Consider the following 26077-nt stretch of genomic DNA (forward strand, 5'->3'; position numbering starts at 1 on the left):
CGACCAGCGGCGCATACGCTATTCTCCAAAATGGAGAATGCCAATATCCCTCGGGGATAGTCGACTGATCGCGGGGGTAGCCGAGTGATCGACCTGACGCTGGACGACGGCCTGGCCGTCCTCACGATCGACCGCCCCCACGCCCGCAACGCCATCTCGCTCGCCACGATGGACGAACTGGAGAAGGTGCTCGACGCGGCGGCCGGCGCCCGGGCGCTGGTGATCCGGGGCGCGGGGGACCGGGCGTTCGTCTCCGGGGGAGACCTCAAGGAGCTCGCCGCGATCCGCACCGAGGAGGACGCGGCCGCAATGGCCTGGAGGATGCGGGGCATATGCGATCGTATCGCCGCCTTCCCGGCGCCCGTGATCGCCGCCCTCAACGGCCATGCGCTGGGCGGCGGGGCCGAGGTCGCCGTCGCCGCCGACATCCGGGTGGCCGCCGACGACATCAGGATCGGCTTCAACCAGGTGACGCTCGCGATCATGCCCGCCTGGGGCGGCGCCGAACGGCTCGCGGCCCTGGTCGGACGCGGCCGGGCGCTGATGCTCGCGGGCGCGGGGACCGTGCTCGACGCCGCCGAGGCGCAGCGCCTCGGACTGGTCGACCGGGTCGTGCCGCGGGAGGACTTCGACGAGGAGTGGCGTTCCCTCGCCCGGGCCCTCGCCACCGGACCGGCGGCGGAGATCAAACGCGTGATGGACGAGGGGACTTCGGCGGACGAGGCGGTGCACGCCTTCGCCCGGCTGTGGGCGGCGGACGCCCACTGGGAGGCCGCGGACCGGGTGATGAACCGGGGGCGGAGCGGGCGATGAGCCTCGCGTGAAGCCGGCTCCCCGCGGAATCCGGCGGCCGACCCGGCGCCCGCCCCGCGTGAAGGGGCGGGCGCCCGGTGCGATCAGGTGTTCCGGCCCCCGTTGACCCCGATCACCTGCCCGGTGATGTACCCGGCCTCCTCGGAGATCAGGAACGAGCACGCGGCCGCGATGTCCTCGGGCCGCCCGGGCCGCCGTACCGGCGTGAGCTCCGCGTGATGGTCCACCGACCCGCCGAGCAGCCCGCGTTCCTCCGAGTCGCGCAGCATCGGGGTGTCGATGAAGCCCGGCGGAATGGTGTTCACCGTGATCCCGTCCGGCCCGAGCTCCAGCGCGAGCGACTTGGTGAGCCCGACGAGCCCGGACTTCGAGGCGACGTAGGCCGACATGTACGGCTGCCCCGAGTGCGTGCTCGACGAGGAGATGTTCACGATCCGCCCCCACCCGGCCTGCTGCATGTCGGGCACGACCGCCTGGCAGAGATAGAACGGCCCGTTGAGGTTCACGGCCATGACCCGGTTCCAGGTCTCGTCGCTGACCTTCAGGAACCGCCCGACGTCGCTGACCCCGGCGTTGTTGACGAGCACCAGCACCGGCCCGCCCAGCGTCTCCCGCACCCGCTCCAGGGCCGTGTTCACCTGCGCCCGGTCGGACACGTCGACGCCCCCGAAGGCGACCGCCTCGTGCCCCTTCTGCCGCGCCTCCGCGGCGACCTGCTCGGCGGAGTCCCCGTTCAGATCGAGTACGGCGGTGGCGAAGCCGTCCTCCGCCAGCCGCAGCGCGATCGCCCGCCCGATGCCCGAACCGCCGCCCGTGACGACGGCCGTACGCCGCTCGCTCATGCGACCGCCTCCTGGCCGAGCAGCGAGGTGCGGTGCATCAGCCGGGAGGACGCCTGGCCGTAGGGCAGGGCGCGGTGCAGCATCCCGGTGTTGTCCCAGATGACGAGGTCGCCCTGGCGCCAGCGGTGGCGCAGGGTGAACTCCGGCCGGGTCGCGTGGTCGAGGAGCCGGTCGAGCAGCTTGCGGCCCTCGTCCGGGGGCAGGCCGACGACCTCACCCGCCGTCGCGCCGATGAGCAGCGATTTGCGGCCACTGCGCCGGGTCCACACCAGCGGGTGCTCGCGGGACGGGTTCCGGTCCCAGGCCGCCCGTTCCTTGGGTGAGGGATCCGGCGTCACCAGCAACTGCGAGGCGGTGAAGCTGTGCACGACCCGCAGCCCGTCCAGCTCCTTCCGCTCCGCCTCCGACAGCGCCTCGTACGCGGCGAAGGTGTTGGCGAACTCGGTGTCGCCGTCCCCCTCGCCCGATATCTGCCGTGCCGTCAACAGGGTGGCCCTGTTGGGCACTTCCTCCGTCGTGCCGTCGATGTGCCAGTGGAAGGTGGACTCGCGGTAGGCGGCCAGCGGGCTCTTCGACGGGTCTCGGGTGATCCGCTGGATCTCCTGGTGGGTCGGATGGCCGCCCATCGGCAGCGGGACGACCTCGCCGAGGAGGCGGCTGAAGGCGACCAGATCGTCGTCGTCGATGTCCGCCTCGCGGTAGATCACCACCCCGCGCCGCTCCAGCGCGGCCAGGCATTCCTCGGCGACGCCCCGGTCGACCAGCCGGCTCCCGGAGAGCCCGGTGATCTCCACGCCGGTGGCGGGGGTGGGTTCGGTGACGGTGACGGGCATTCGGGTGCGGCCCTTCTCTCGATTCCGTCAAGCGCCTTCTCTGTAATAGAGAATGGCGTTTTCGGGTCAGCGTACTCCGTCCGCCCGCAGCTGCGCCATCTCCGGGACGGGCTCGATCCGGCGGGGGAGCAGCAGCGGTGTGGCCAGGACGAGGACACCCGCGATCGCGATCGCCGCGCGGGGGCCGGTCACCCCCGCCAGCACGCCCCACAGGGCGGTCATCCCCGCGGTCGTCGCCTTGTTGGTGACCGACCATGCGGAGAGCGTGCGGGCCACCCGGTCCGGGTCCGTCCGCCGCAGGCGCGTGGTGGCGTACACCGGGTTGAAGACGGCGCAGGACGTGATCACGCCCAGCTCCACGACCATGACGAGCACCAGTCCCGCCGTACCGGGCCCGACGAAGGCGAGGCCGATCGGCCAGCAGGCGCGCAGCCACCCCGAGGTGAGCAGCACCCGGCGCTCCCCGAAGCGCGGCACGAGCCGGCGGGCCAGCCACGAGCCGACCAGGCCGCCGAGGCTGGGTGCGGAGAAGGCCAGGCCGTACTGCCAGGCGCTGAACCCGAGATCGCCCACCATCAGCACGGCGAGCAGCGGGAGCGACACCATGATCAGGGCGTTGTACAGCGCGGTGTTGAAGAACAGCGGCCGCAGCACCGGATGGGCCAGGATGTACCGCCAGCCTTCCAGCAGCCCGCCGGCCTGTGCCCGGCCCTTCCGCTCAGGATGCGACTCGGTCCCGCCGATGGCCCGGATGCCGAGCGCCGACAGCACGAAGCTGACCGCGTTGACCAGCACGGTCGTCACCGGTCCCAGCAGCCCCATCGCGGCCCCGCCCAGCGGCGGCCCCAGGATGGTCGCGGTCCACTGGGTCGCCTCGAAGCGTGCGTTCGCGGCCAGCAGGTCCTCCGGCGGCAGCAGCGACTTGAGGAAGGCCCCGCCGGCCGCCGTAAAGCTGATGTCGGCCGCTCCGACGACCACCGACACAACCAGAAGTTGTACGAAGGTGAGCCCGCCGAGCGCGAAGGCGGCCGGGACGGTGAGCAGTGCCGCGAAACGGACCAGGTCCATGGTCATCATCACCGGTCGCTTGCGCCGGAACTCCATCCACGGCCCGAGCGGCGTCGCCACGACCGCCCCCACCGCGAGCCCGGCCGCCGACAGCACCGCCACCTCGGTCGCCCCGGCGTGCAGCACGATCACCGCGATCAGCGAGAACGCGTCGAAGGCGAGCCAGGTCCCGAGCGCGCTCACGGCGTACGCCGTCCACAGCCAACCGAACCGCCGCCCCAGCGATCGCCCGCCCCGCATGCCCGTCTCCCCACCCCGCCCGAATGCCGACCGGCGACATCAAAGCCGGTCGCGAGGCGCGCGGGCAAACAACCGACACACTCGGCGCCGTACAACTACAAGTTGTGAGGCCGGGGGCTCGGCGGACGTGTAGAAAGGGGCCCGTGGATCTCGACGCAGTGCGCACTTTCGTGGCCGTCGCGGACGCCGGACAGTTCCGGGAGGCCGCCCTCGCCCTGGACGTGACCCAGCAGGCCGTCTCCAAGCGGGTCGCCGCGCTGGAGAAGGACCTCGGGGCGCGGCTGTTCACGCGTACCGCGCGCGGGGCGCGGCTCACCGTCGACGGACAGGTCTTCCTGCCGCACGCCCGCGAGCTCCTACGTGCCGAGGAGCGGGCCGCGGCCTCCGTGCGCCCCGGCCGCCGGGCCCTGCGGGTCGACGTTATCGGCCGCCGGCTCGCACCGGCCGACCTGGTACGGGACTTCCACCGCGCCCACCCCGAGGCCGCTCTCGACGTGGTGACCCTCTTCGACGCCGACGCGGCGATCTCCGCGGTCCGCTCCGGCACGATTGATGCGTCCTTCCGGGCGCTCACGGCACGCCGGCTTCCCGACGGCGTCGAGAGCGCCCGCGTCCACGACGAACCCGTGCAACTCCTCACCGGCCCCGCCCACGCGCTCGCCGCCGCCCGCACGATCACTCCGGCGCAGCTGTCCGGGCACCGGCTCTGGATGCCCGGCAACGACGCCGGCACCGAGTGGGCCGACTTCTACGACGATCTCGGGGCCGAGTTCGGGATCACCATCGAGGTCACCGGCCCCGACTTCGGCGCCGAGCCGCTCCTCGACACGATCGCGGACTCCCCGCACCTCGCGACCTTCGTTGGCGAGCAGACCCGCATGGTCTGGCCGGCCGGCCACGACCTGCGCCGCATCCCCATGCACGGCCCGACGCCGGTGTATCCGCACTCACTGATCTGGCGCACCGACAACCCGCACCCGGCGCTCGCCCTGCTCCGCGCCCACCTCGGCTCACCACGGTCCGGCAAGGACACCTGGACGCCGAAGTGGGCGCAATAGCTCTTACGCCGACCCGTACATCAGGCTGTACATCAGCCCTACGTCATGCCGTACGCGGCCGTCATGTCACTGCCCCCGCCGCCTTCAGCGCCAGGATCCGCTCCCAGTCCAGCCCCAGCTCCAGCAGGATCTCCTCGGTCTGCGCCGCGAACTCCGGCGCGGGGCCCGGCTGCGGCGCGGTCACGTCGAACTGCACCGGATTCGCGGCCAGTTCGAGCTCCCCGGCCCGGACGAGGTACTCGTTCGCCCTGACCTGGGCGTCCGAGCCGACCTGAAGTGAGTCCTGCACCGGGGCCCACGGCCCCGCCAGCGTGGCGAACCGCTCGCTCCACTCGGCCAGCGTGCGGGTGGCGATCACCTCCCGCAGGATCTTGACCGCCTCCTCGGTGTTGGCCGCGATGTCCGCACCGCTCGCGAAACGCGGGTCCTCGGCCAGCTCGGGCCGGTCGATGTGCCGGCACACGTCCGCCCAGAACTTGCCCGGCTGCATCATCACGAACGCCAGATAGCGGCCGTCGGCCGTGCGGTACAGCCCCGACAGCGGGTTGGTGGGCGAGCCGTGGCCGCCCAGCGGCGGCGCGACCATGGGCTTGTCGAGGTGGAGGGAGAGGGCGATGCCGTGCCCCAGGGCCCACACGCCGCTGCCGAGCAGGGAGACGTCCACGACCGGGGCCTCGCCGGTCCGCTCGCGCTTGAGCAGGGCCGCCGCGATGCCCCCGGCGAGGTTGGTGCCGGAGATGGTGTCGCCGTAGGCGGGCCCCGGGGGCGGGACCATGCCCTCGACACCGGGAGGCGTCAGGCTGGCCGCCGTACCCGCGCGGGCCCAGAACGCCGTCATGTCGTACCCGCCCTTGTCCGCCTCCCGGCCGCGCGGGCCCAGCCCGCTGCCGCGGGCGTACACGATCCGCGGATTGACCTCGCGGATGTCGTCCACGTCGATGCCGAACTTCCGCCGCGCCGACGGCAGGAAGCTGGTCAGGAACACGTCCGCCCCCCGGGCCAGGTCGTACAGGACCTCCTTGCCCTCGGGCCGTGCCATGTCGATGCCGATACTGCGCTTGCCCCGGTTCGCGTGCTCGATGTTGGGGTTGGGATCCCCCTCCACCTTGAACGCGCCGGTCTGCCGCAGCCCGCGCTGCGGATCGCCGTTGACGGCGTGCTCGACCTTGACGACGTCCGCGCCCCAGTCGGCGAGCACCGCTCCGGCGGACGGGACGAACCCGTACATCGCCACTTCCAGGACCCGTATGCCGTCCAGCGGGCCACTGCTCATCCGACGCACTCCCTTTCCCGTCCCTGCCGTGAAAATGAAGTTCTCCGATTTGAGAACCATAGCGGCGCGACTGATTGGCGTCACGGCCTCGGAACCGCCGCGTCATCATGTGTCGCGCCGTGACACAAAGTCTCCGCGCGGGACTTCCGGCCGCCCATCGGTGAAAGTATGGTTCTCGCATTCGGAAGGGAGATTCTTGTGATCGGAGTCGTGGGCGCCGGCCGCATGGGCCTGCCCATGGTGCGTCGGCTCGCCGAGGCAGGTCACGAGGTCCGGGTCCTGGGCCGGACCGCCGAGTCCCGCGGTTCGCTGGAGCGGGAACCCGCCCTGGTCGTCCCGGAGGTCGCGCAGGTCGGCGAAGGCGCCGCCGCCGTCCTGGTATGCGTGCACACCGACGAGCAGGTGCGCGAGGTCTGCCTCGACAGCGGACTGCTGGACACCATGCCCGCCGGAGCCGTCCTGGTCCTCCACACCACCGGAAGCCCACAGACCGCCGAAGCCGTGGCCGCCCGGGGGGAGCGCAGCGGCGTCGAGGTGGTCGACGCACCGGTCAGCGGCGGCCCGCACGACATCGCCGCCGGCCGCATCACCCTCTTCGTCGGTGGCGCCGAGGACACCGTCGCCCGCGTCCGGCCCGTGCTGGGCAGCTACGGCGACCCCGTCCTGTACGTCGGCCCGCTCGGCGCGGGACAGCGGGTGAAGCTCGTCAACAACACCGTCTTCGCGGCCCAGATCGGACTGCTGGCCCACGCGGTCCGCCTCGGCGGAGAGCTGGGCCTCGACGAGAGCCTGCTGCTGGACGCCCTCACGCACGGCAGCGCCTCGAGTCGAGCGCTCGCCGGCGTCGTACGCCATGGCTCGGTCACCGGATTCGCCCGCGCGACAAGGGAGTTCCTCGGCAAGGACCTCGACGTGGTGCGCGCGGTCGCGGAACAGCTGGGCGCGGACTTCGGCGCCCTCGCCCCCGCCCTCGACGCCCTGTCCGACGCCGTCGCACCGGCCGGCACGGGCTGAGCTTGCGGCCCCGGAGGAACACCCCGGGGCCGTGGAACAACCACAAAGGAAGGAACCCCCGATGGGACGAGTCGATGGGAAGGTCGCGTTCATCACCGGCGCGGCACGTGGGCAGGGGCGCAGTCATGCCGTACGGCTGGCCGAGGAGGGCGCCGACATCATCGCGGTCGACATCTGCCGCGACTTCGAGACGGTCCGCTACCCGATGGCCACCCCCGAGGACCTGAAGGAGACGGCCCGGCTCGTCGAGAAGCAGGGCCGCAAGGTCGTCGCCCTCCAGGCCGACGTCCGGGACACCGCCCAGCTGCGCGACGCGCTGCAGACCGGCCTCGACCAGTTCGGCGGCCTGGACATCGTGGTGGCGCAGGCCGGCATCGCCCCGCTGCGCGGCGAGCCCAAGATGCAGGCCTGGTGCGACGCCATCGACGTCGACCTGATCGGCACCATCAACACCATCCAGGTCTCGCTGCCCCACCTGCGCGAGTTCGCCTCCGTCATCGCCACCGGCTCCACCGCCGCCCTCATGGACTTCGGCATCGTCCAGGAGCCGGGCAACAACCCGGGCGGCGCCGGATACGCCTTCGCCAAGCGCGCCCTGTCGGAGTACGTCCACGAACTCGCCCGCAACCTGGCCCCGTTGAACCAGCGGGCCAACGTCGTGCACCCCACCAACGTCGACACCCACATGCTGCAGAACGACTCGATGTACGAGTCCTTCCGGCCCGACCTCGAACACCCCACCCGCGAGGACGCAGAGCCGGCCTTCGCCGTCCAGCAGGCCATGCCGGTCCGGTTCGTGGAGCCGCGCGACATCAGCAACGCCGTGCTCTTCCTCGCCTCCGACGAGGCCCGCTACATCACCGGCACCCAGCTGCGGGTGGACGCCGGCGGCTACCTCAAGTGGTACGACTGGCGCCGCTGAACCGAAGGAACCCCACCGTCACAGGGAGGCAAGCAGTGAAGGTCCGCGTCGATCCGGAGCGCTGCCAGGGCCACACGCTCTGCTGGATGACCGCTCCGAAGTCGTTCCAGCTGGACGAGGTGGACGGCCACTCCTCGGCCGTCAGTGAGGACGTACCGGCCGATCAGGAAGAGGACGTGCGGGAAGCCGTGCACTCGTGCCCCGAACGGGCCATCCAGATCTTCTGAAAAGGGAACCCCATGAGCGAGGCACTCAGCGACGACGACCGCAAGAAGCACCAGGTGCACTTCGACCGGCACACCCCCGAATACCGTCACGAGTTCGAGGCGATCACCCACGAACTGCAGAGCCGGTGCCCCATCGCCTGGACCGACACCCACGGCGGCCACTGGGTGGCCAGCGGCAACCGGGAGGTCTTCGAACTGGCCCGGTCCGCCGAGTTCCTCTCCAATGACCACGACGTGAAGGGCGAGCGGCGCGGCTACAAGGGCATCACCATCCCCACCCCGCCGCGCGCCGCCGAAGCGCAGGGCGGATTCCTGGAGATGGACCCGCCCGAGCAGCGCCACTACCGCCAGACCCTCAACCCCTACCTCTCCCCGGCCGCCGTCGCCCGCTGGGTGCCCTTCGTCGACGAGGTGGTCCGCGCCTGTCTCGACGAGAAGATCGAGGAAGGCCGTATCGACTTCGTCGACGACCTCGCCAACATCGTCCCGGCCGTCCTCACCCTGGCCATGATGGGCATCCCGCTCAAGGACTGGACGGTCTACAACGAGCCCGCCCACGCCTCCGTCTACACCCCGCCCGACTCCCCGGACATGCCCCGGGTCGCCGAACTGAGCCGGAACATGGGCATGTCCCTCTACGGGTCGCTCGTGGAGATCCGCCAGAACCCCCGCCCCGGCCTGATCGACGCCCTCGTGCGCGCCGACATCAACGGGAAGAACCCGCCCGACGAGGAGCTCATCGGCGTACTCGCCCTGCTCATCGGCGGCGGCTTCGACACCACGACCGCCCTCACCGCGCACGCCCTGGAGTGGCTCGGGCAGAATCCCGGTGAGCGGGACCGCCTGAGCCGCGAGCGGTCCACTCTGCTGGACTCGGCGACCGAGGAGTTCCTGCGCTTCTACGCCCCCGCACCGGGCGACGGCCGCACGATCTCCGCGGACTGCGAGATCGCCGGCCAACGCTTCGAAGAGGGTGAACGACTGTGGCTCTCCTGGGCGATGGCCAACCGCGACCCCTCCGTCTTCCCCGACCCGGACCGCGTCGACATGGAGCGCAAGGGCAACCGGCACAGCAGCTTCGGCCTCGGCATCCATCGCTGCATCGGCTCGAACGTGGCCCGTACGGTGTTCAAGCGGATGGTGACGGCCGTGCTGGACCGTATGCCGGACTACCGCTGCGACCCCGAGGGCACCGTCCACTACGAGACGATCGGCATCATCCAGGGGATGCGCCACCTTCCGGCGACCTTCACCCCGGGCGAGCGGCTGGGCCCCTCCCTCGACGAGACGCTGGAGAAACTCCAACGGGCCTGTGACGAACAGCGTTTGGCCGAACCCGTCGTACGGACGGCCCGCGCCGACACCGCACGCTGAAAGAGGAGAGGACGAGTGGTGGCCGAAAACCCAGGACGCCCGCTGCCCCTGATCACCGACCAGAACGAGTTCTTCTGGACCTCGGGGGCGGACGACCGGCTGCGCATCCAGGAGTGCACCTCGTGCAGCTCCCTGATCCACCCGCCGCAGCCGGTCTGCCGCTACTGCCGGGGACGGGAGCTGGGCGTACGGGCGGTCTCCGGGTACGCGACGCTCATCGGCTTCACCGTCAGCCACCGTTTCAAGGCGCCCGGCCTCCCGTCGCCGTACGTCGTCGCCCAGGTCGCGCTCGAGGACGATCCCCGGATCCGGCTTACCACCAACACCGTCGAGTGCGAACCCGAGCAACTCGCCCTCGGCATGCGGATGGAGGTCGTCTTCGAGCAGGCGAGGGAGGTGTGGCTGCCGTTGTTCCGCCCCACGGCCGAACAGGGGGAGCCGGCGCCGCTGCCCGCCGACGAGGTCGAACCCGAGCAAGTAGGGCGCCACGTACGCCCGATGCTCACCACCGAGAAGTTCGAGGACAAGGTCGCCCTCACCGGCGTCGGCGCCTCCCCGATCGGCCGCCGCCTGATGGTGCCCCCGCTGTCCCTCACCGTCCAGGCCTGCCAGGCCGCCGTCGCCGACGCCGGCCTCACCCTCGACGACATCGACGGTATGGCCGCCTACCCGGGAGCCGGTGCCTTCGGCGGCTTCGCCGAAGGCGGCGTCCTCGCCCTGGAATCGGCCCTCGGCATCCGCCCCACCTGGTACAACGGCGGCAGCGAGACCTTCGGCCCCGGCGGCTCCCTCGTCGCGGCGATGCTGGCGGTGGCCGGCGGCCTCGCCCGGCACGTGCTCTGCTTCCGCACCGTGTGGGAGTCGACCTACGGCGAACTGGTCAAGCAGGGCAGAATCCCGCTGCCCAGCGGTGGGGACGCCGGCTATCTCAAGCCCTTCGGCGCCACCTCCGCGGCCCACACCCTGGCCCAGAACGCCCAGCGCCACATGCACCGTTACGGCACCACCCGCGAGACCCTCGGCTGGATCGCCCTCAACCAGCGCGCCAACGCGGCCCTGAACCCCACCGCCATCTACCGCGACCCGATGACGATGGACGACTACCTGGGCGCCCGCTCCATCACCACACCCTTCGGCCTCTACGACTGCGACGTCCCCTGCGACGGAGCCGTCGCCGTCGTCGTCTCGGCCGTCGACACCGCACCCGACCTCGCCAAGCCGCCGGTCCTCGTCGAGGCCGTCGGCACCCAGCTCGTCGAGCGCGTCGAATGGGACCAGAGCACCCTCACCCACGAACCCCAGACGGTCGGCCAGTCCGCCCACCTGTGGACCCGTACCTCGATGCGCCCCGCCGACGTCGACGTCGCCGAGCTCTACGACGGCTTCTCCTTCAACTGCCTGTCCTGGATAGAGGCGTTGGGCTTCTGCGGGATCGGCGAGGCGAAGGACTTCCTGGACGGCGGCAAGAACATCGCCCGGGACGGCGTACTGCCCCTCAACACCCATGGCGGCCAGCTCTCGCACGGCCGCACGCACGGCATGGGACTCATCCACGAGGCGATCGTCCAACTGCGCGGCGAGGGCGGCCCACGCCAGGTGCCCGGTGCGCGCGTCGCGGTGGTCAGCACGGGCGGGCTCGCGCCGAGCGGGGTCCTGCTCCTCAGGACGGACACGTGACAGAGAACCACCACGACGTGGTGCCCGGCGCGGTCGACATCGACGGCATCCCGCTGTCGTACCGGGCGAGTTGGGTACGACAGCCCCGGGCCGTCGTCCTCGCCCTGCACGGCGGAGCGACCGACTCGGCGTACTTCGACTGCCCCGGCCACCCACGGCTCTCCCTCCTGCGCACCGGCGCCGGCCTCGGCTTCACCGTCATCGCCCTGGACCGGCCCGGCTACGGTGCCTCACTGCCCCACGCCCGCGAACTCACCGACCCCGCACGGCGGGTCGACCTCGCCTACGCGGCCCTCGACCGCCTGCTCGCCTCCCGCCCCACGGGCGCGGGCGTGTTCGTGCTGGCCCACTCGGCGGGCAGCGAACTGGCCGTGCGGATGGCCGCGGACGCGCGCGGCGACGGGCTGCTCGGCCTGGAGATCGCCGGCACCGGACGACACCACCACCCGCGCTCGGTGAGCTTCCTGGAACTCGGCGACGAGGACCTGCGCCAGGCGCGCGCCCGACTGCGGCACGCGCTGTGGGGAACGGGCGAGTTGTACCCGCCCGGAATCCACGGCGGCCTCGCCATCGCCGCCGCCTCGCCCGCCTACGAGTCCGCCGCGCGCGGCTGGCGGTACGAGTTCCCGGAACTGGCCGCACGCGTGCGGGTGCCCGTGCAGTTCAGCCTGGGCGAGCACGAGGAGGTGTGGAGCTCGGGTCCCGAGGCCCTGGCCGACATCGCCTCCCTGTTCACCGCCTCCCCACGCGTGCGGGTCAACGAACAGCCGGACGGCGGGCACAATCTGAGCGTCGGGCATTCGGCCCGGGCCTATCACCTGAGGGTGCTGTCGTTCGCCGAGGAGTGCGCGGTGGTCCGGGAGGCCGACCTCGCCGCATCTCCACGACAAGGGAGAGCGGGATGAACGAGACGGATACCGTCGCACTGCTGCTGCGCGTGGTACTGGGCGTGGTCATGATCGCGCACGGCCTCAACCACTGGCGCGGCGGCGGCCGTATCGCGGGCACCGCCCGCTGGTTCACCGGCCTGGGCCTGACCCACGGCACCCTCCAGGCCTGGCTGAGCGTCCTCACCGAGGTCGGCGCGGGCGCCCTCCTCCTGATCGGCCTGTTCACCCCGCTGGCCTGCGCGGCCGTCATCTCGGTGATGCTGGTGGCGGGGGTCCTCGCCCACCGCCCCAACGGCTTCTTCGTCTTCAAAGAGGGTTACGAGTACGTCCTCACGCTCGCCGTGGTGTCCCTGGCGCTGGCCGTACTGGGCCCGGGGAGCGCGTCGCTGGACGAGGCGGCCGGCATCGACATGACCGGCTGGGCCGGCGGCGGCATCGCGCTCGGCGTGGGCGTGGCCGGGACCGCCGGTCTGCTCGCCACCTTCTGGCGCCCGAAGCCCGCGCCGGCCCCGAACCCCGTTGAGCAGGAGGCCAGTTGATGCGCGTCGGTTTCATCGGACTGGGCAGTCAGGGTGCTCCCATGGCCCGCCGGATCATCGACGCGGGCTACGAGACCACCCTGTGGGCCCGCCGCCCCGCGAGCCTCGTCCCCTTCGCGGACACTGCCGCCAAACGGGCCGCCTCGCCCGCCGAACTGGCGGTGAACAGCGACCTGGTGTGCGTCTGCGTCGTCGACGACGCGGACGTCGAGGAGGTGCTCACCGGCGAGCACGGCGTCCTGGCCGGACTGCGCAAGGGCGGAGTCGTCGCCATCCACAGCACCGTCCACCCGGACACCTGCCGTCGCCTCGCCGACCGGGCCCGCACCCACGGCGTCACGCTGATCGACGCGCCGGTCAGCGGGGGAGGACCGGCGGCGGCCGAGGGGAAGCTCGTGGTGATGGCCGGCGGCGAGTCCGGCACGGTGGCCTACTGCCGGCCGGTGTTCGCGACCTTCGGCAACCCGGTCGTCCACATGGGCCCGCTGGGCACGGGCCAGTTGGCCAAACTTCTCAACAACCTGTTGTTCACGGCCAACCTGGCCACCGCCGCCGACACCCTCTCCCTCGGGCGGGACCTCGCGATCGACCAGGCCGCGCTGGCCCAGGTCCTCGCGAACGGGAGCGCGGGCAGCTTCGCGATGAACAGGGTGGCGGCCGCCGGTGGCACCCTGGACCGCTTCGCCACCCACGCCGCGCCCCTGCTGCGGAAGGACGTCCGGCTGGTCACCGACGTGGCCGCGTCCGCCGGGGCCGAGGCGGAGATCGTCACCTCGGCGGCCGGTGCCGCGCTGGCGCTGATGAACCAGGAGCGCCCGAAGGTCGGTTGAGGGTGGCCGGGGTGGGCCGCTGATCGTCTGCGGGCTCGTTGTGGCTGGTCGCGCCCACGCGGCGGAGCCGCATATCGGCACAGATCCGCGCCCCTGAAGACACTGCCGAACCGCACCTGACTTCAGTGGTCGGCCGCGACCGATAGGCTCTCGGCCCGCGCCGACCCGGCCATGACTCGCCCGGCCGGGCGGCTACGGCGATCCAGGAACGCGGCCAGGAAGGACAGCAGCAGTGCGCTGCCCGCGAGGAGGCCGCCGATCCAGTTGGGCGAGGTGTAGCCGAGCCCCGCGGAGATGGCGAGACCGCCCAGCCAGGCGGCCAGCGCGTTGCCGAGGTTGAACGCGCCGATGTTCGCCGCGGAGGCCAGGGTCGGGGCGGCCGAGGCCTGGTCGAGCACCCACTTCTGCAGTGGCGGCACGGTCGCGAAGCCCAGGGCGCCGATCAGCGTCAGCGTGATCGCGGCCAGTACCTTGTCGTGCGCGGTCGCCGTGAACAGCAGGAGCGTCACGGACAGCGCACCGAGCGCGGTGAAGAGCATGGGCAGCAACGCCCGGTCGGCGAACCGGCCGCCCACCAGGTTGCCCAGGAACATCCCGATACCGAACAGCACCAACAGCCAGGTGACCGCACCGGCCGAGTAACCGGTGACCTTGGTCGTCATCGGCGTGATGTAGGTGATCGCGGCGAAGACACCGCCGTAGCCCAGGACGGTCATCGCCATCGCGAGCCACACCTGGACGTTGCGGAAGGCGGCGAACTCGGTCCGGATGGTGTGGCTCTCGGGCCGGCCCGGCTCGGGCACCAGCCGGGCCACCCCGAGGAAGCCGACGATCCCGAGCGCGGCGACACCGGCGAACGTGACCCGCCAGCCGGCGGCCTGGCCGATGTATGTGCCCAGCGGCACGCCCACGATGTTCGCGACCGTGAGGCCGGTGAACATCAGGGAGATCGCGGAGGCCTTCTTCTCCGGCGCGACCAGCCCGGCCGCGACGACGGAACCGATACCGAAGAACGCGCCGTGCGCGAGCGAGGCGATCACCCGGCCGATCAGCATGACGCCGAAGGCGGGGGCCACGGCCGACAGGGCGTTGCCCACCACGAAGACGCCCATCAGGAACATGAGCATCTTCTTGCGGGAGACCTTGGTGCCCAGCACGGTCAGCAGGGGCGCGCCGAGGACGACACCGAGGGCGTAGCCGGAGACCAGCCATCCGGCGGTGGGGATGGAGACCCCGAAGTCGCCCGCGACCTCGGGCAGCACACCCATGATCACGAACTCGGTGGTGCCGATCCCGAAGGCCCCGATGGCCAGGGCCAGAAGGGCGAGAGGCATGGGAGAACCTTCCAGAGGATTGCGTGGGACGCTTACGAGCGTCGACAATAGTTGCAGACGCTGGATACATGCAAGTGCACTGAGGCTGGTAAGCGGGTAGTCGGCGCGTGCAAGCATCTGAGTAGAGGTGTCCGCAGGCACCCTGGCACGGCAAAGCCCCTGTTATGCGGGGATACGGAGTGTCTCGACGGCCTTGACCAGCGGGGCAAGCTCGGGGTTCCGGGCGGCCTCGTCGAGGGCCTCGCGCAGGGCGGCCTCGTTGGTGGGGCGGGCCTCTTCGAGCAGCTTGAAGCCGGGGTCGGTGACGTTGGTGTAGATACCGCGGCGGTCGGTCGGGCACAGGTACCGGGTCAGCAGTCCGCGGTCCTCGAGGCGGGTGACCAGCCGGGTCGTGGCGCTCTGGCTGAGGACGACCGCGTCGGCGACCTGCTTCATCTGGAGATGCCCGCCGTCGCCGTCGTGCTGCCGGCTCAACACGTCCAGCAGCGAGTACTCCCGCACGCTCAGGTCGTGCCCCGCCTGCAGGGCGCGCTCGATGTGGGCCTCGATCCGGCCGTGCAGCAGCGAGAGGGCGGACCAGCCCGAGGCGAGCGCGGTGAGCGCCGGGTCCGTCGCGGTCATGGATCCTCCGTCCCGAAGTGGCTGCGATCCAGGATAGGGCATGGTTGAAATAGTCGGCGGAGGCATGTTAGCGGCGTACGCAACCACCGCCTCCTCTTGCTATACACGTTCCGTGACGAACGACCCCAGCGGTTTCCAGGCAGGACAATCGGGCCTCGTCGTGCGGATCCCCGAGGCCGAACCGGCGGTCCGGACCTGGCGCGACCGCTACGACCCCGCGGCCCGTGCGGGCGTCCCGGCCCATGTGACCGTGCTCTTCCCCTTCCTCCACGCGGACCTCATCGACACGGCCACCTGTGCCGCGCTGGGCGATCTGGTCGGCCGCCACAGCCCCTTCGACGTCCGCTTCGAGACCTGCGGCCGCTTCCCGGGCGTCCTCTACCTGGCCCCGGTCCCGGACATCCCCTTCCGCCGCCTGACGGACGCGATCGTCGAACGCTGGCCGGAGACCCCGCCGTACGGCGGCAAGTACGAACCGGTCCCGCACCTGACGGTCGCCCAGATCCAGGACGAGACGATCCTGGACACCCTCGCGACGGACCTCCGCCCCAGCCTCCCCATCACCTCCCGCGTGTCATCGGTCGACCTCGTCACCTACGACGGCAGGGAGTGGGGGCAGCGGGCGTCCTTCGCCCTCCGATGAGGCGCCCCATCGAGTGGCGTGGAACTCGATGAAGGTGTTCCGGCGGGTTCGTGTCGAACCCCTTGCTCAATGGTCAAGGATCGTTGACCATTGCTCGCATGCCTGCCGATGAGCTTCCCGAGACGTTTCACGTCACGACGGACGAGCAGCTGCGCGCCGTCTCCAATCTCACGCGCCACCGGATCATGGCCGTGCTCCGCTTCGAGCCGGCGACGATCACGCAGATCGCGGGGCGGGTCGGCCTCGCGAAGGGGAGTTCCAGCTACCACGTGCGGCTGCTGGAGCGGGCCGGCCTGGTGAAGGTGGTACGGACGCGGAAGGTGCGGGGTGTCACCGAGCGGTACTACGCGATGGCCGCGCGGTCGATCGAGCTGCCGGACCCGGGCGAGGGCGGTCCGGACGTACTGATGCGGCATGCGGTGGCCGACCTGGAGGCGTCGCCGGTGGGCGGCGAGCGGCACGTACGGATGGCGCATCTGCGGCTCACCGACGAGCAGTTCGCGCAGTTGGGGGCGCGGCTTCAGGCCCTGGCGGACGAATACCGGGAGCTGTCCGATCCGTCGCTGCCGGACACGTCGCTCGTCTTCGCGCTGTTCCACCCGGCATCGCGCGAGCAGGCCGAGGGGAGCGCCAAGTGACCTCGGACATACGGAGGTTGCCGACCGGGTTCGGACGGCTGTGGACCGCGCAGACGGTGTCCTCGCTCGGTGACGGGGTGACGCATGCCGCGCTGCCCCTGCTCGCGTTGACGCTGACGCGGGATCCGATGGCGCTCGCCGTCGTCACGGCCGCCGGGACGCTGCCGTGGCTGCTCTTCGGGGTGCTCGGCGGTGCGCTGGTGGACCGCTGGGACCGTCGGCGCACGATGTGGGTCGTGGACGCGGCGCGTGCGGTGCTGCTCGCGATACCGGCGGCCGCGGCCGCCCTCGACGTGCTGAGCATTCCGCTGCTCGCGGCCGTCGCCTTCCTGCTCGGCCTCGGCGGACTCTTCTTCGACACGGCCGCCACCGCCTATCTGCCGGATCTGCTGGGCCGCGACCCCGCACTCCTGGAGCGGGCCAACTCCCGCTTGCGCGGCGCCCAGACCGCCATGTCCGGCTTCGCCGGGCCGCCCGCCGGCAGTGCGCTGCTCGCGCTCGGCAGGGCGGTTCCGCTGCTCGCCGACGCGGTGTCGTTCCTGCTCTCCGCACTGCTCGTACGGTCGCTGCCCGCCAAGCCCCGGCCCGTGCCGGAGAACCGCGAGTCGCTGCTACGGCAGGCGCGGGCCGGGGCCTCGTACGTCTTCCGGGACCGGGTGCTGCTCGGGCTCGCGCTCCGCCCGGCGGTCGGGAACATCGCCTTCATCGCCGTGGAGACCGTCCTCGCCCTCTTCGCGCACGACCGCCTCGGCATCGACACCTACGGCTTCGGCCTGCTCCTCACGGCGGAGGCCACCGGCGGTCTGCTCGGTGCGGGCATCGCCTCGTACCTCGGCCGACGACTCGGCACCGGCACCGCGCTGACCTGCACGGCCGCGGTCGAAGGGCTCGCCGTCCTGGGCCTCGCCGCCGCCCCGAACCCGTACGTGGCCGGGCTGGCGCTCGCCGTCTGCGGGGCCGGCATGGGCGCCACGATGGTGCTCGGGCCCTCCCTCCGGCAGGCGATCGTCCCGGCCCACCTCATGGGCCGGGTCGCCTCGACCTCCCGCATGCTGGCCATGTGCGCCGCCCCCTTCGGGGCCTTCCTCGGCGGCTGGCTGGCCACCACCTACGACATCCGCACCCCGCTGTACGCCGCCGCCGTCCTCCTTCTCGCGATGACGGCCGTCACGGCATCCATGACCGACAACCGCCGGGTCGAGGCGGCCCTGCGTGCCGCTGCCCCGGCGGACGGTCCGGATCACCCGGCGTCCAAGGAACCCGGCCAGGACCGTACCCCCGACTTGGTGTGACGACCGCCGACCCCCCGACGCTCCACCGAGTCAGAGCTACGACCGTGCCAAGTGCCGCATGGTCAGCGCCAGTTGGAGCCTCAGTCGGCCCTGTGGGGTGCGGACCGGCCAGCCCAGCAGATGCTCCGCCTGGGTCAGCCGGTCCTGGAGCGTGGAGTGGTGCACGTTGATCTCCGCGGCCGCCGCCCGCTGACTGGCCGTGGCGGCCACGGCGTGGAGGGTGGCCAGCAGTCCCGGCACCGCCGCCACTGCCGCCTCGACGGCCCGTACGTCGGGCGGCGGCTCGGCACCCGGCACGACCAGGTCGGCGAGGAGCGCGATCCCGCCGAGCTCGTCGGCGTACACCACCCGGGGGCCGGGATCCTGCGCGGTGCCGTCGGCCGTGAACCGCAGCGCCGTGCGCGCGGCGGCCAAGGAGTCCGGCAGGTCGGGCACCGCAACCGCCGGCCCCACGCCGAGCCGCCCCGCCGGAAGGTCCGCCCCGGCCGGCAGAACACGGGCCCGCCCGTCGGACGGGGCCAGGGCACGGACCCGTACGGCCGGGTCGGCGGTGTCGATGCCGAGGCCGCGGGCCGCGTGCAGCCGGGCCGCTTCAGGTGTCGTGACGTCCAGCAGCGCCTCCACCAGCGCCGGATCGTCGACGGGGGAGGCCGGGGCGCGGCCCCGGGTGCGGTCGAGAACCAGCCGTATCGCACCGGCGGCCCGCTCCAGGATCACCGCGTCCACGACGCTCGGCCCGGTGCCCGCCCGCTCCAGCCACAGGGCCGGAACCCCACCGGGCTCAAGCCCCGCGCACGGCCAGTCCGCGTCCGGCGGAGCCTCGCTGTCCCGCCGCGTACCGTCGGGCTCGACCCGCACCCGGACCCGCCGCCCGTCGTCGACGAGCCGTGCCGGACACCCGGCCAGCACGGCGGCCCCGCGCACCAGGGCCTCGAGCCCGGCCCTGCTCTCGGCCAGCCGGTCGAAGTAGGAGATGACCTGCACCGCGGCACCCGCATCCGGGTCCAGCGCGGTCAGCCGTCCCGCCAGCTCTTTCATACGCACATGGTGCGGCACGAGGGCACCCGATGGGGAGCCCGGCGGCCGGCTCCGCACCACCTCGCACGGCAGCCCGACGGTGCCTGTCGGTGCCTGTGAGGAGGAGCCCGGTCCGGCGCGCGCACTGCCGGTACCGTCCCTCCGGGCTGCCCGCTCCGGCCGCCCCTCCATCCGATCGTGCGTCAGCCGTGCCGCCCCAACCCGTCGCACAGCAGGTCGAACGCCCGCTCGGTCGCGCGGACGGCCTCCGGGTAGTGGTCGTCGGCGGACGTGCCTCCCGCCAGGCGCTCCTGGTTCATGACCGCCAGTTCCCGCTGCACCACGATCACCTGGGCGGCCACGAGACGCGCGGTGAGCGGATCGACGCCCGCCTCCCGCAGCGCCTCGGCCAGCGCTTCGGTCCCGCGTTCCGTGTACCGGCTCAGCCGCGCGGCCAGGCTCTCGGTCTCGAAGATCATGCGCAGGAAGGCCATGACCTCGGGGTCGTCGCACAGGCCGGTGTTCGGATCGCGGCGCGCCAACGCTGCCAGCAGGGCCGCCCGCAGCGCCTCCAGCGGCGGCCGCCCGGCCGGCCGGGCCCGCACGATCCGGGCCGCCTCGCTCTCGTGGTCGGCGAACCGGTGCAGCACGAGGTCTTCCTTGGTCGGGAAGTACGCGAAGAGGGTCCGCCGGGACACCTCCGCCGCCTGCGCGATCTCGGTGATCGAGACCTGGTCGAAGCCCCGGTCGAGGAAGAGGCGGATCGCCGTCGCCGAAACCGTCTCCCGGGTGCGTTCCTTCTTGCGTTCCCGCAGGCCCATCTGCTGATCCATGCACTCAGTCTACCTCGTGGTAGACTCGGTGCAGAATTGCACTCAGTTCCCTTCTTCTGGAGGTCGTCATGCGGACCGAGGTCATCGTCGTGGGAGCGGGCCCGACCGGCCTGATGCTGGCGTACGAGCTGACCCTGGCCGGGATACCGGTCGTCGTCGTGGAGAAACAGCACGCCCGCGGCACCCAGTCCCGGGCCGGCGGGCTTCAGCCGCGCACCGCCGAAGTCCTCGACCTGCGCGGCCTGTTGGAGCCGCTGCTGGCGCAGGAGCCGTCCGGGAACACCAGCGGCGGGCACTTCGCCATGCTGCCGGTCGAGCTGGACTGCCGGCCCTGGCGCACCCGCTACCCCCACCCGGTCAGGCTTGCGCAGACCAGGCTGGAGGCCCACCTCGAAGGGATCCTCGGCGAGCGGGGCGTCCCGGTGCTCCGGGGCCGCGAGGTGACGGCGCTCGCGCAGGACGCGGAGGGCGTCACGGTCGAGTGGCGCGCGGACGGCACTCCCGGCGGTGGTGAGATCCGGGGCCGCCACCTCGTCGCGTGCGACGGCGGACACAGCACGGTCCGTCGGCTGCTGGACGTGCCCTTCCCCGGCCGGGGAAGCCGGACATCCATGGTCGCGGCGGACCTCACCCTCGCCGCCCGGTCCGAGGCGGTCCCCACCGGGGAGGGGCACTTCAGCCGCTACCCCCGGTCGGCCGGCGACTTCCTCACGATCCTGCACCCCATGGACGGCGACCAGTACCGGCTGCTGTTCGGCAGGTCCTCCGGGGACGGACCGGACCGTGAGGTGCCGGTCTCCGCCGACGAGGTCCGCGAGGCGCTCCACGCGGTGTACGGCCCCGGTACGGAACTGGGTGAACTGCGCGCCGCCTCCCGGTTCGGCGACGCCGTGCGCCAGGTCGAGCGCTACCGGGAGGGCCGGGTGTTCTTCGCCGGGGACGCGGCGCACATCCACATGCCGATCGGCGGTCAGGGCATCAACCTGGGCGTCCAGGACGCGGTCAACCTGGGCTGGAAGCTCGCCGGTGCCCTGCGCGGCTGGGCGCCCGACGGCCTGCTCGACAGCTACCACGAGGAGCGGCATCCGGTCGCCGCACGCGTACTGAGCCTCACCCGCGCCCAGGGCGTGATCATGAACCCCGGCCGGGACGAGGAGGTCGCCGCGGTCCGTGAACTGGTGACCGAGTTGCTGCGCCTGCCCGACACCAACCGGTACGTGTCGGGCATGATGTCCGGCCTGGACCTCCGCTACCCCGGCGTCGGCCCCCGCCTGATCGACGTGGACCTGACCACCGAGGACGGTCCGACCCGCGCGAGCCGGCTGATGCACTCCGGCCGGGGTGTGCTGCTCTCCCTCGACGGCCGCCGACGCTCGGTCGGCGACCGTACCGACCGTGTCGAGCACGTCATGGCGAAGACCGAGGAGGACGTCGACGGCGCCGGAGCCCTCCTGATCCGCCCCGACGGCTATCTCGCCTGGACCGACACTGACGACACACCGCTCGACACGGCCCTCGCCCGCTGGTTCGGCTGAGGCCGGACGGGAGCCCGGGGCCCATGGCTTCGAGCCTTGGGCCCCTCGATGGTCCCCCCGGGATCCCCGACCCGGGGTCCCGGCCGCTCAGCCGCCGATGAGCCTGCGCAGCCACCCCAGATGCGCCGAGCGTGCCGCCTGGGACAGGGCCGCCTGTGGGGCGAAGCCGTCGAAGCCGTGGAAGCCGCCCGGCCAGACGTGGAGTTCGGCGATTCCGCCCGCCTGCCAGAGCCGGGACGCGTAGGCGACGACCTCGTCCCGGAAGGTCTCCGCGGAGCCGACGTCCAGGAAGGCCGGCGGCAGGCCGGTCAGGTCCTCGGCGCGGGCCGGGGCCGCGTACGGCGAGACGTCCGGGCCGCCACGGTCCGCGCCGAGCAGCGCCGTCCAGCCGGTCTCGTTCGCCGTACGGTCCCAGACGCCGAGCCCGGCCATCTGGTGCGCGGACGGGGTCTCGTTGCGGTCGTCCAGCATCGGGCACATCAGCACCTGTCCGATCGGCCGCGGCCCCTTGCGGTCCCGGGTCAGCAGGGCCAGCGCCGCGCTAAGGCCGCCGCCCGCACTGGCGCCCGCGATCACGATCCGCTCGGGATCCGCGCCGAGCTCGGCCGCGTGCTCCGCCGTCCACACCAGGCCCGCGTACACGTCCTCGATCGGCGCCGGGTGCGGATGCTCCGGCGCCAGCCGGTACTCGACCGAGACGACGACCGCGTCCAGTTCCCTGCCCCAGGCCAGCGGGACGTCCACACCTACGCGGTTGTTGCCGAGGATCATGCCGCCGCCGTGCACGTGGTAGATCACCGGCCGCGGACCCGCCGTCGCCGGGGCGGCCGGGCGGCAGATCAGCAGCGAGATGTCGGGCGCGTCCTGCGGGCCGGGCACGACACGGTCCTCGACCTCGAAGTAGCCGTCGACCGTCAGGTCGAGCTGGGCCAGCAACTCGATGCCCGGCCCCTGGCGCACGGCGTCGATCTCGTCCATGGTGAGGCCGGGCGAGATCATGTCCTTGATCAGTTCCAGGGCGGCGGCGAGCTCGGGGTCGAACGGGGGCGGAACCTGGCTCATGGCAACTCCTTGCGCGGGGTGCGGCGGCTCTGGGCCGTCATGATTCACGCACCACCGCCTCTGCGGACCGCCGCCGTCCGGCGGAACCTGCCCGCCGAACGGCGGGTCGCCCCGCGATACCAGTCCATTGCCTGTTGTTCACCTGTGAGAGGTGGAAGGGATCACGAACGGCGACAACGCTGTCAAGACCCCCACCTGCACCAGGAGTACCACCAGTGAACGTCTCCCTCTCCGTCTGGCTGCTGACCGTCGCGGCCCTGTGCGCGCTCGTCGCCGTCGACTTCTTCATCGGCCGCAAACCGCACGACGTGTCCATCAAGGAGGCCGGGGTCTGGACGGTCGTCTGGGTCGTCCTGGCCTGCGTGTTCGGGCTCGGTCTGCTCATGTTCGGCGGGACGGGACCGACGGGTGAGTTCTTCGCCGGGTACATCACGGAGAAGTCGCTCAGCGTCGACAACCTCTTCGTCTTCGTCCTGATCATGGGCAAGTTCGCGGTGCCCTCGCAGTACCAGCAGCGGGTGCTGATGGTCGGCGTACTGGTGGCGCTCGTGCTGCGTGCCGGGTTCATCGCGGCCGGCGCGGCGATCATCTCCGCCTTCTCCTGGGTCTTCTACCTCTTCGGCGCCTTCCTGATCTGGACCGCCTGGAAGCTGATCCAGGACGCCCGCAAGGAGGAGCACGAGGAGGAGTACCAGGAGAACAAGCTGCTCAAGATGGTGGAGAAGCGTTTCGGCGTGGCCGACCGCTATCACGGCACCAAGCTGTGGATCGTGGAGAACGGCAAGCGGGTCATGACCCCGATGCTGGTCGTGATGCTCGCGATCGGCTCCACGGACGTCCTGTTCGCGCTCGACTCGATCCCCGCCATCTACGGGCTGACCCAGGACCCGTACATCGTCTTCACGGCGAACGCCTTCGCCCTGATGGGTCTGCGTCAGCTGTACTTCCTGATCGGCGGCCTGCTCAAGAAGCTGGTCCACCTCAGCTACGGTCTGTCGATCATCCTGGGCTTCATCGGCGTCAAGCTGGTCCTGCACGCGCTGCACGAGTCGGGGGTCCACGTCCCGGAGATCAGCATTCCGTTCTCGCTGGGCTTCATCGTGCTCGTCCTGACCGTCACGACGCTCACCAGCCTGCGCGCCGCCAAGAAGCAGGAGGAGCAGGAGAACCGGGACGTGGCCCAGGTGGAACGCTCGGCCTAGCCGGGGCTCAGTCCCGCTCCGGAGCGGCCTTCGCGCGCATCATCACGCAGTCGAACTCGACCACCCGCCCGGTGGCCGCCTCCCGCGTCACCGGATACATGCCGGTGATCTCGAAACCGCCGTCCTCGTACGCCGCCACCGCCTCGCTCATCCGGGGGCTGCCCTCGTACAGCCGCAGCACGGCGACCTCGGACTGGAGGCCCACGAACTCGCCGATCCGTTCCCCGGCGCCGGCGAACACCTCAAGGTCGTAGCCCTGGGTGTCCATCTTCAGGAACGGGCGCGGCCCGTCGATGCCGGCGAGGGCCTCGTCCAGCATCCCGTCCAGGCGCCGGATGCGGATCTCCTCCGTCCGGGTCTCGTTGAACCGCTGGTAGCGGCCGCGGCCGTAGTCGCTGGGCGGCAGCAGGGAGTTCATGGTGTTCCAGCCCGTGTGGATGGTGGTCACCGTGTCCTCGCGGCCGAGGCCCAGGTGGTGCACCTGCCACTCGGGGTCGTCGGCGGCCGCCTTGCTCAGCCGCTCGAAGGCGTGCGCGGTCGGCTCGAAGGAGACGATCCGGCCGGTGTAGCCGAGCCGCCGCAGCCGCTTCGCGTACTGCCCGGCGTTGGCCCCGACGTCGAACACGCAGTTCACGCCGTAGAGGTCCAGCATCCCGGTGACGTGCTGGGCGCACAGGTACTCGGCGGCCGCCAGTTGCAGCTTGCGCTCGTCCTTCCCCGCCTGTTCGTCGAACAGGAGCCGTGCGCTGTCGCCCAGCCGCTCGGAGCGCCACCTGCCGAGGCGCTTGCCCCGGGCCACGACCCAGGTGTCCCGGCCGGCGTCGGCCACGGCGTACCGGCCGTCGTCCCGCGTGAGCAGATCGGCGCCCGGCCCCAGCGGGGTACGGACCCGTCCGCCGCGCCGGGAGACCACCGCCGTCCCGGGTCCGAGGTCGGTCACCTGCATGCCCAACTTCGGCATCAGCTTGAGCAGTCGTCGGTAAAGGGTCTGCATCCGGTCACCCTTCCAGACCTGACCGGAAGGGATCCTGGCTTTGAACGAACTTGGTCATCGCTGTGAAGTCCCGATGCCGACAGGTGGCGGACGAGGGCCACGGCGGTGAGCGCCCCGACCAGCGCGCACACCCCTGACCAGCCGAACCGGGCGTAGGCGCGGGCGCCCAACCAGGAGCCCGCGGTGCCGCCGAGGTAGCCACAGGTCATGTACGCGGTGTTGAGCCTGCTGCGGACGTCGTCCGCCAGCGCGTAGATCCGCACCTGGTTGGCGACCATCCCGGACTGCATGCCGACGTCGAGCAGCAGGGTCCCGACGACCAGGGCCACCAGCCCGCTCGTGCCGCCGAGCCCGCCGAACGCCAGCACCACGGCCGAGGCGCCGACCACGAGGAGGCAGACCAGGTTCACCGGATCCGGCCCCCGCCGGTCCACCAGCCGCCCCGCGGCCGGCGTGCACAGCATGGTCGCCGCGTTGACCAGCGCGAGCAGCCCGGCGGCGCGCGCGGACATGCCGTACACCGGACCGGTCAGCAGCAGGGCGACGCCGGTCCACACCGCGGAGAAGCCGGCGAACACCGTGGCCTGGTAGAGGCAGGAGCGGCGCAGTCGCGGCTCGGTGCGCAGCAGCCGCAGGGGCTCGGCGAGCAGCGCCGGGTAGCGCCGGCCGGAGGGCGGGGTCAGGGTCGGCAGGGCGCGGGCCAGGAGTGCGGCGGCCGTGAGGGAGAGGACCGCCGACAGGACGTACGGGGCCCGCCAGCCCAGCCGGTCGCCGAGGGCGGCGCCGAAGGTGCGGGAGAGCAGCATGCCCGCGATCGAGCCGCTCAGCAGCAGGCCGCCGGTCACCCCGCGCCGCTCGGCGGGCACCAGCCCGGCGGCGAGCGGCCCGGCCAGGGGCGCGACCACCGTCGTCAGGCCGATCAGGACACTCGCGGCGGCCAGCGGCAGCAGGGCGGGCGCGAGGCTCGCGGCGAGCAGGCCGAGGCCGGTCAGAGCGAGCAGCGTGACGATCAGCCGGCGCGGCGGCAGACGGTCGCCGAGCGGGACCAGCAGGAAGATGCCGGCCGCGTAGCCGAACTGTGTCGCGGTCACCACGGAGGCGGCCGTACCGGGGGAGACGCCGAGGCCCGCGGCCACCAACGGGCTGATCGCCTGCGGGAAGTAGACGTTGCCCACGGCCACCCCGCAGGTGAGCGCGAGCAGCCAGGTCAACTGGTGGCCGGCGGTACGCTGGCTCGGGTAGTGATCCGTCATGGCCCCAAGTCCAGGGCACTGGCTGGCGGTTGCCAAAGGATGTAGCGGGAGGC

The 26077-nt window shown here is 71.8% G+C and carries 26 protein-coding genes; 15 read left to right on the forward strand and 11 right to left on the reverse strand.

What is annotated here, in order from left to right:
* Positions 1 to 84: 84 nt before the first annotated feature.
* Complete coding sequence (locus tag ACQEWB_RS45890) at positions 85 to 813, forward strand: enoyl-CoA hydratase/isomerase family protein (RefSeq protein ID WP_432842222.1); 729 nt, start codon at positions 85 to 87, stop codon at positions 811 to 813.
* 83 nt (positions 814 to 896) lie between these two features.
* Here ACQEWB_RS45890 and ACQEWB_RS45895 read toward each other — a convergent pair whose 3' ends face one another.
* From ACQEWB_RS45895 to ACQEWB_RS45905, 3 genes are all read right to left on the reverse strand, one after another.
* Positions 897 to 1655 (reverse strand): SDR family NAD(P)-dependent oxidoreductase, encoded by a 759-nt coding sequence (locus ACQEWB_RS45895; protein WP_432842224.1) that lies wholly within the window; start codon positions 1653 to 1655, stop codon positions 897 to 899.
* On the reverse strand, positions 1652 to 2488 hold the full coding sequence (locus ACQEWB_RS45900; RefSeq protein WP_432842226.1) for a TauD/TfdA dioxygenase family protein: 837 nt from the start codon (positions 2486 to 2488) through the stop codon (positions 1652 to 1654). Before ACQEWB_RS45900 ends, ACQEWB_RS45895 begins: the two co-directional genes overlap by 4 nt.
* Positions 2489 to 2554: 66 nt before the next feature.
* Positions 2555 to 3796: an MFS transporter gene (locus ACQEWB_RS45905; protein ID WP_432842228.1), complete on the reverse strand. Its 1242-nt coding sequence runs from the start codon at positions 3794 to 3796 to the stop codon at positions 2555 to 2557.
* A gap of 143 nt (positions 3797 to 3939) precedes the next feature.
* Here ACQEWB_RS45905 and ACQEWB_RS45910 point away from each other — a divergent pair, with 143 nt between their 5' ends.
* Positions 3940 to 4854, forward strand: a complete 915-nt coding sequence (locus ACQEWB_RS45910) for a LysR family transcriptional regulator (RefSeq protein ID WP_432842230.1) — start codon at positions 3940 to 3942, stop codon at positions 4852 to 4854.
* 61 nt (positions 4855 to 4915) lie between these two features.
* Here the strand turns inward: ACQEWB_RS45910 and ACQEWB_RS45915 are convergent, their stop codons facing one another.
* Positions 4916 to 6127 carry a CaiB/BaiF CoA transferase family protein gene (locus tag ACQEWB_RS45915; RefSeq protein WP_432842232.1) on the reverse strand — a complete coding sequence of 404 codons (1212 nt, stop codon included), beginning with the start codon at positions 6125 to 6127 and terminating at the stop codon, positions 4916 to 4918.
* Between the two features lie 198 nt (positions 6128 to 6325).
* Here ACQEWB_RS45915 and ACQEWB_RS45920 point away from each other — a divergent pair, with 198 nt between their 5' ends.
* The 8 genes from ACQEWB_RS45920 to ACQEWB_RS45955 all read left to right on the forward strand — a co-directional run bounded on the left by ACQEWB_RS45920 (position 6326) and on the right by ACQEWB_RS45955 (position 13600).
* Positions 6326 to 7141, forward strand: a complete 816-nt coding sequence (locus tag ACQEWB_RS45920; RefSeq protein WP_432842234.1) for an NAD(P)-dependent oxidoreductase — start codon at positions 6326 to 6328, stop codon at positions 7139 to 7141.
* A gap of 61 nt (positions 7142 to 7202) precedes the next feature.
* Positions 7203 to 8063, forward strand: a complete 861-nt coding sequence (locus tag ACQEWB_RS45925) for a mycofactocin-coupled SDR family oxidoreductase (RefSeq protein ID WP_432842236.1) — start codon at positions 7203 to 7205, stop codon at positions 8061 to 8063.
* A gap of 35 nt (positions 8064 to 8098) precedes the next feature.
* Positions 8099 to 8290 carry a ferredoxin gene (locus ACQEWB_RS45930; RefSeq protein ID WP_432842238.1) on the forward strand — a complete coding sequence of 64 codons (192 nt, stop codon included), beginning with the start codon at positions 8099 to 8101 and terminating at the stop codon, positions 8288 to 8290.
* Positions 8291 to 8302: 12 nt separating this feature from the next.
* A complete protein-coding gene (locus ACQEWB_RS45935) occupies positions 8303 to 9664 on the forward strand; it encodes a cytochrome P450 (RefSeq protein WP_432842240.1) in 1362 nt (453 codons plus the stop codon).
* 18 nt (positions 9665 to 9682) lie between these two features.
* Positions 9683 to 11341: a thiolase C-terminal domain-containing protein gene (locus ACQEWB_RS45940; protein WP_432842242.1), complete on the forward strand. Its 1659-nt coding sequence runs from the start codon at positions 9683 to 9685 to the stop codon at positions 11339 to 11341.
* On the forward strand, positions 11338 to 12246 hold the full coding sequence (locus ACQEWB_RS45945) for an alpha/beta fold hydrolase (RefSeq protein WP_432842244.1): 909 nt from the start codon (positions 11338 to 11340) through the stop codon (positions 12244 to 12246). The genes ACQEWB_RS45940 and ACQEWB_RS45945 overlap by 4 nt, the downstream gene beginning before the upstream one ends.
* Positions 12243 to 12770: a DoxX family protein gene (locus ACQEWB_RS45950; RefSeq protein WP_432842246.1), complete on the forward strand. Its 528-nt coding sequence runs from the start codon at positions 12243 to 12245 to the stop codon at positions 12768 to 12770. The genes ACQEWB_RS45945 and ACQEWB_RS45950 overlap by 4 nt, the downstream gene beginning before the upstream one ends.
* Positions 12770 to 13600, forward strand: coding sequence for an NAD(P)-dependent oxidoreductase (locus tag ACQEWB_RS45955; protein WP_432842248.1), 831 nt, complete (start codon positions 12770 to 12772; stop codon positions 13598 to 13600). The genes ACQEWB_RS45950 and ACQEWB_RS45955 overlap by 1 nt, the downstream gene beginning before the upstream one ends.
* 122 nt (positions 13601 to 13722) lie before the next feature.
* Here the strand turns inward: ACQEWB_RS45955 and ACQEWB_RS45960 are convergent, their stop codons facing one another.
* Together ACQEWB_RS45960 and ACQEWB_RS45965 are read right to left on the reverse strand one after the other, a co-directional pair.
* Positions 13723 to 14934: an MFS transporter gene (locus tag ACQEWB_RS45960; protein ID WP_432842250.1), complete on the reverse strand. Its 1212-nt coding sequence runs from the start codon at positions 14932 to 14934 to the stop codon at positions 13723 to 13725.
* 162 nt (positions 14935 to 15096) lie between these two features.
* Positions 15097 to 15555, reverse strand: a complete 459-nt coding sequence (locus tag ACQEWB_RS45965; protein ID WP_432842252.1) for a MarR family winged helix-turn-helix transcriptional regulator — start codon at positions 15553 to 15555, stop codon at positions 15097 to 15099.
* A 112-nt stretch (positions 15556 to 15667) separates the two neighbouring features.
* Between ACQEWB_RS45965 and ACQEWB_RS45970 the strand changes: the two genes are divergently transcribed.
* The 3 genes from ACQEWB_RS45970 to ACQEWB_RS45980 all read left to right on the forward strand — a co-directional run bounded on the left by ACQEWB_RS45970 (position 15668) and on the right by ACQEWB_RS45980 (position 18128).
* Positions 15668 to 16198: a 2'-5' RNA ligase family protein gene (locus ACQEWB_RS45970; RefSeq protein WP_432842254.1), complete on the forward strand. Its 531-nt coding sequence runs from the start codon at positions 15668 to 15670 to the stop codon at positions 16196 to 16198.
* A 98-nt stretch (positions 16199 to 16296) separates the two neighbouring features.
* Positions 16297 to 16836: an ArsR/SmtB family transcription factor gene (locus ACQEWB_RS45975; protein ID WP_432842256.1), complete on the forward strand. Its 540-nt coding sequence runs from the start codon at positions 16297 to 16299 to the stop codon at positions 16834 to 16836.
* A complete protein-coding gene (locus ACQEWB_RS45980) occupies positions 16833 to 18128 on the forward strand; it encodes an MFS transporter (RefSeq protein ID WP_432842258.1) in 1296 nt (431 codons plus the stop codon). Before ACQEWB_RS45975 ends, ACQEWB_RS45980 begins: the two co-directional genes overlap by 4 nt.
* A 36-nt stretch (positions 18129 to 18164) precedes the next feature.
* Here ACQEWB_RS45980 and ACQEWB_RS45985 read toward each other — a convergent pair whose 3' ends face one another.
* Both ACQEWB_RS45985 and ACQEWB_RS45990 read right to left on the reverse strand, forming a co-directional pair.
* Positions 18165 to 19166 carry a helix-turn-helix domain-containing protein gene (locus ACQEWB_RS45985; RefSeq protein ID WP_432842260.1) on the reverse strand — a complete coding sequence of 334 codons (1002 nt, stop codon included), beginning with the start codon at positions 19164 to 19166 and terminating at the stop codon, positions 18165 to 18167.
* 182 nt (positions 19167 to 19348) lie between these two features.
* Positions 19349 to 19978, reverse strand: a complete 630-nt coding sequence (locus ACQEWB_RS45990; RefSeq protein WP_432842262.1) for a TetR/AcrR family transcriptional regulator — start codon at positions 19976 to 19978, stop codon at positions 19349 to 19351.
* A gap of 68 nt (positions 19979 to 20046) precedes the next feature.
* On the opposite strand from ACQEWB_RS45990, the gene ACQEWB_RS45995 reads away from it, so the two are divergent.
* Positions 20047 to 21513, forward strand: coding sequence for an FAD-dependent oxidoreductase (locus tag ACQEWB_RS45995; protein ID WP_432842263.1), 1467 nt, complete (start codon positions 20047 to 20049; stop codon positions 21511 to 21513).
* An 87-nt stretch (positions 21514 to 21600) separates the two neighbouring features.
* Here the strand turns inward: ACQEWB_RS45995 and ACQEWB_RS46000 are convergent, their stop codons facing one another.
* The gene (locus ACQEWB_RS46000; RefSeq protein ID WP_432842264.1) at positions 21601 to 22575 is read right to left on the reverse strand and encodes an alpha/beta hydrolase; all 975 of its coding nucleotides are present in this window, start codon (positions 22573 to 22575) and stop codon (positions 21601 to 21603) included.
* Between the two features lie 215 nt (positions 22576 to 22790).
* Between ACQEWB_RS46000 and ACQEWB_RS46005 the strand changes: the two genes are divergently transcribed.
* Entirely contained in the window at positions 22791 to 23777 is a 987-nt protein-coding gene (locus tag ACQEWB_RS46005) for a TerC family protein (protein ID WP_432842265.1), read from the forward strand.
* 7 nt (positions 23778 to 23784) lie between these two features.
* Here the strand turns inward: ACQEWB_RS46005 and ACQEWB_RS46010 are convergent, their stop codons facing one another.
* Both ACQEWB_RS46010 and ACQEWB_RS46015 read right to left on the reverse strand, forming a co-directional pair.
* On the reverse strand, positions 23785 to 24771 hold the full coding sequence (locus tag ACQEWB_RS46010) for an FkbM family methyltransferase (protein WP_432842266.1): 987 nt from the start codon (positions 24769 to 24771) through the stop codon (positions 23785 to 23787).
* Positions 24738 to 26024, reverse strand: coding sequence for an MFS transporter (locus ACQEWB_RS46015; protein ID WP_432842267.1), 1287 nt, complete (start codon positions 26022 to 26024; stop codon positions 24738 to 24740). Before ACQEWB_RS46015 ends, ACQEWB_RS46010 begins: the two co-directional genes overlap by 34 nt.
* Positions 26025 to 26077: the final 53 nt, after the last annotated feature.

The organism is Streptomyces sp. CA-249302 (genome assembly GCF_050936785.1).
Lineage (GTDB): Bacteria > Actinomycetota > Actinomycetes > Streptomycetales > Streptomycetaceae > Streptomyces.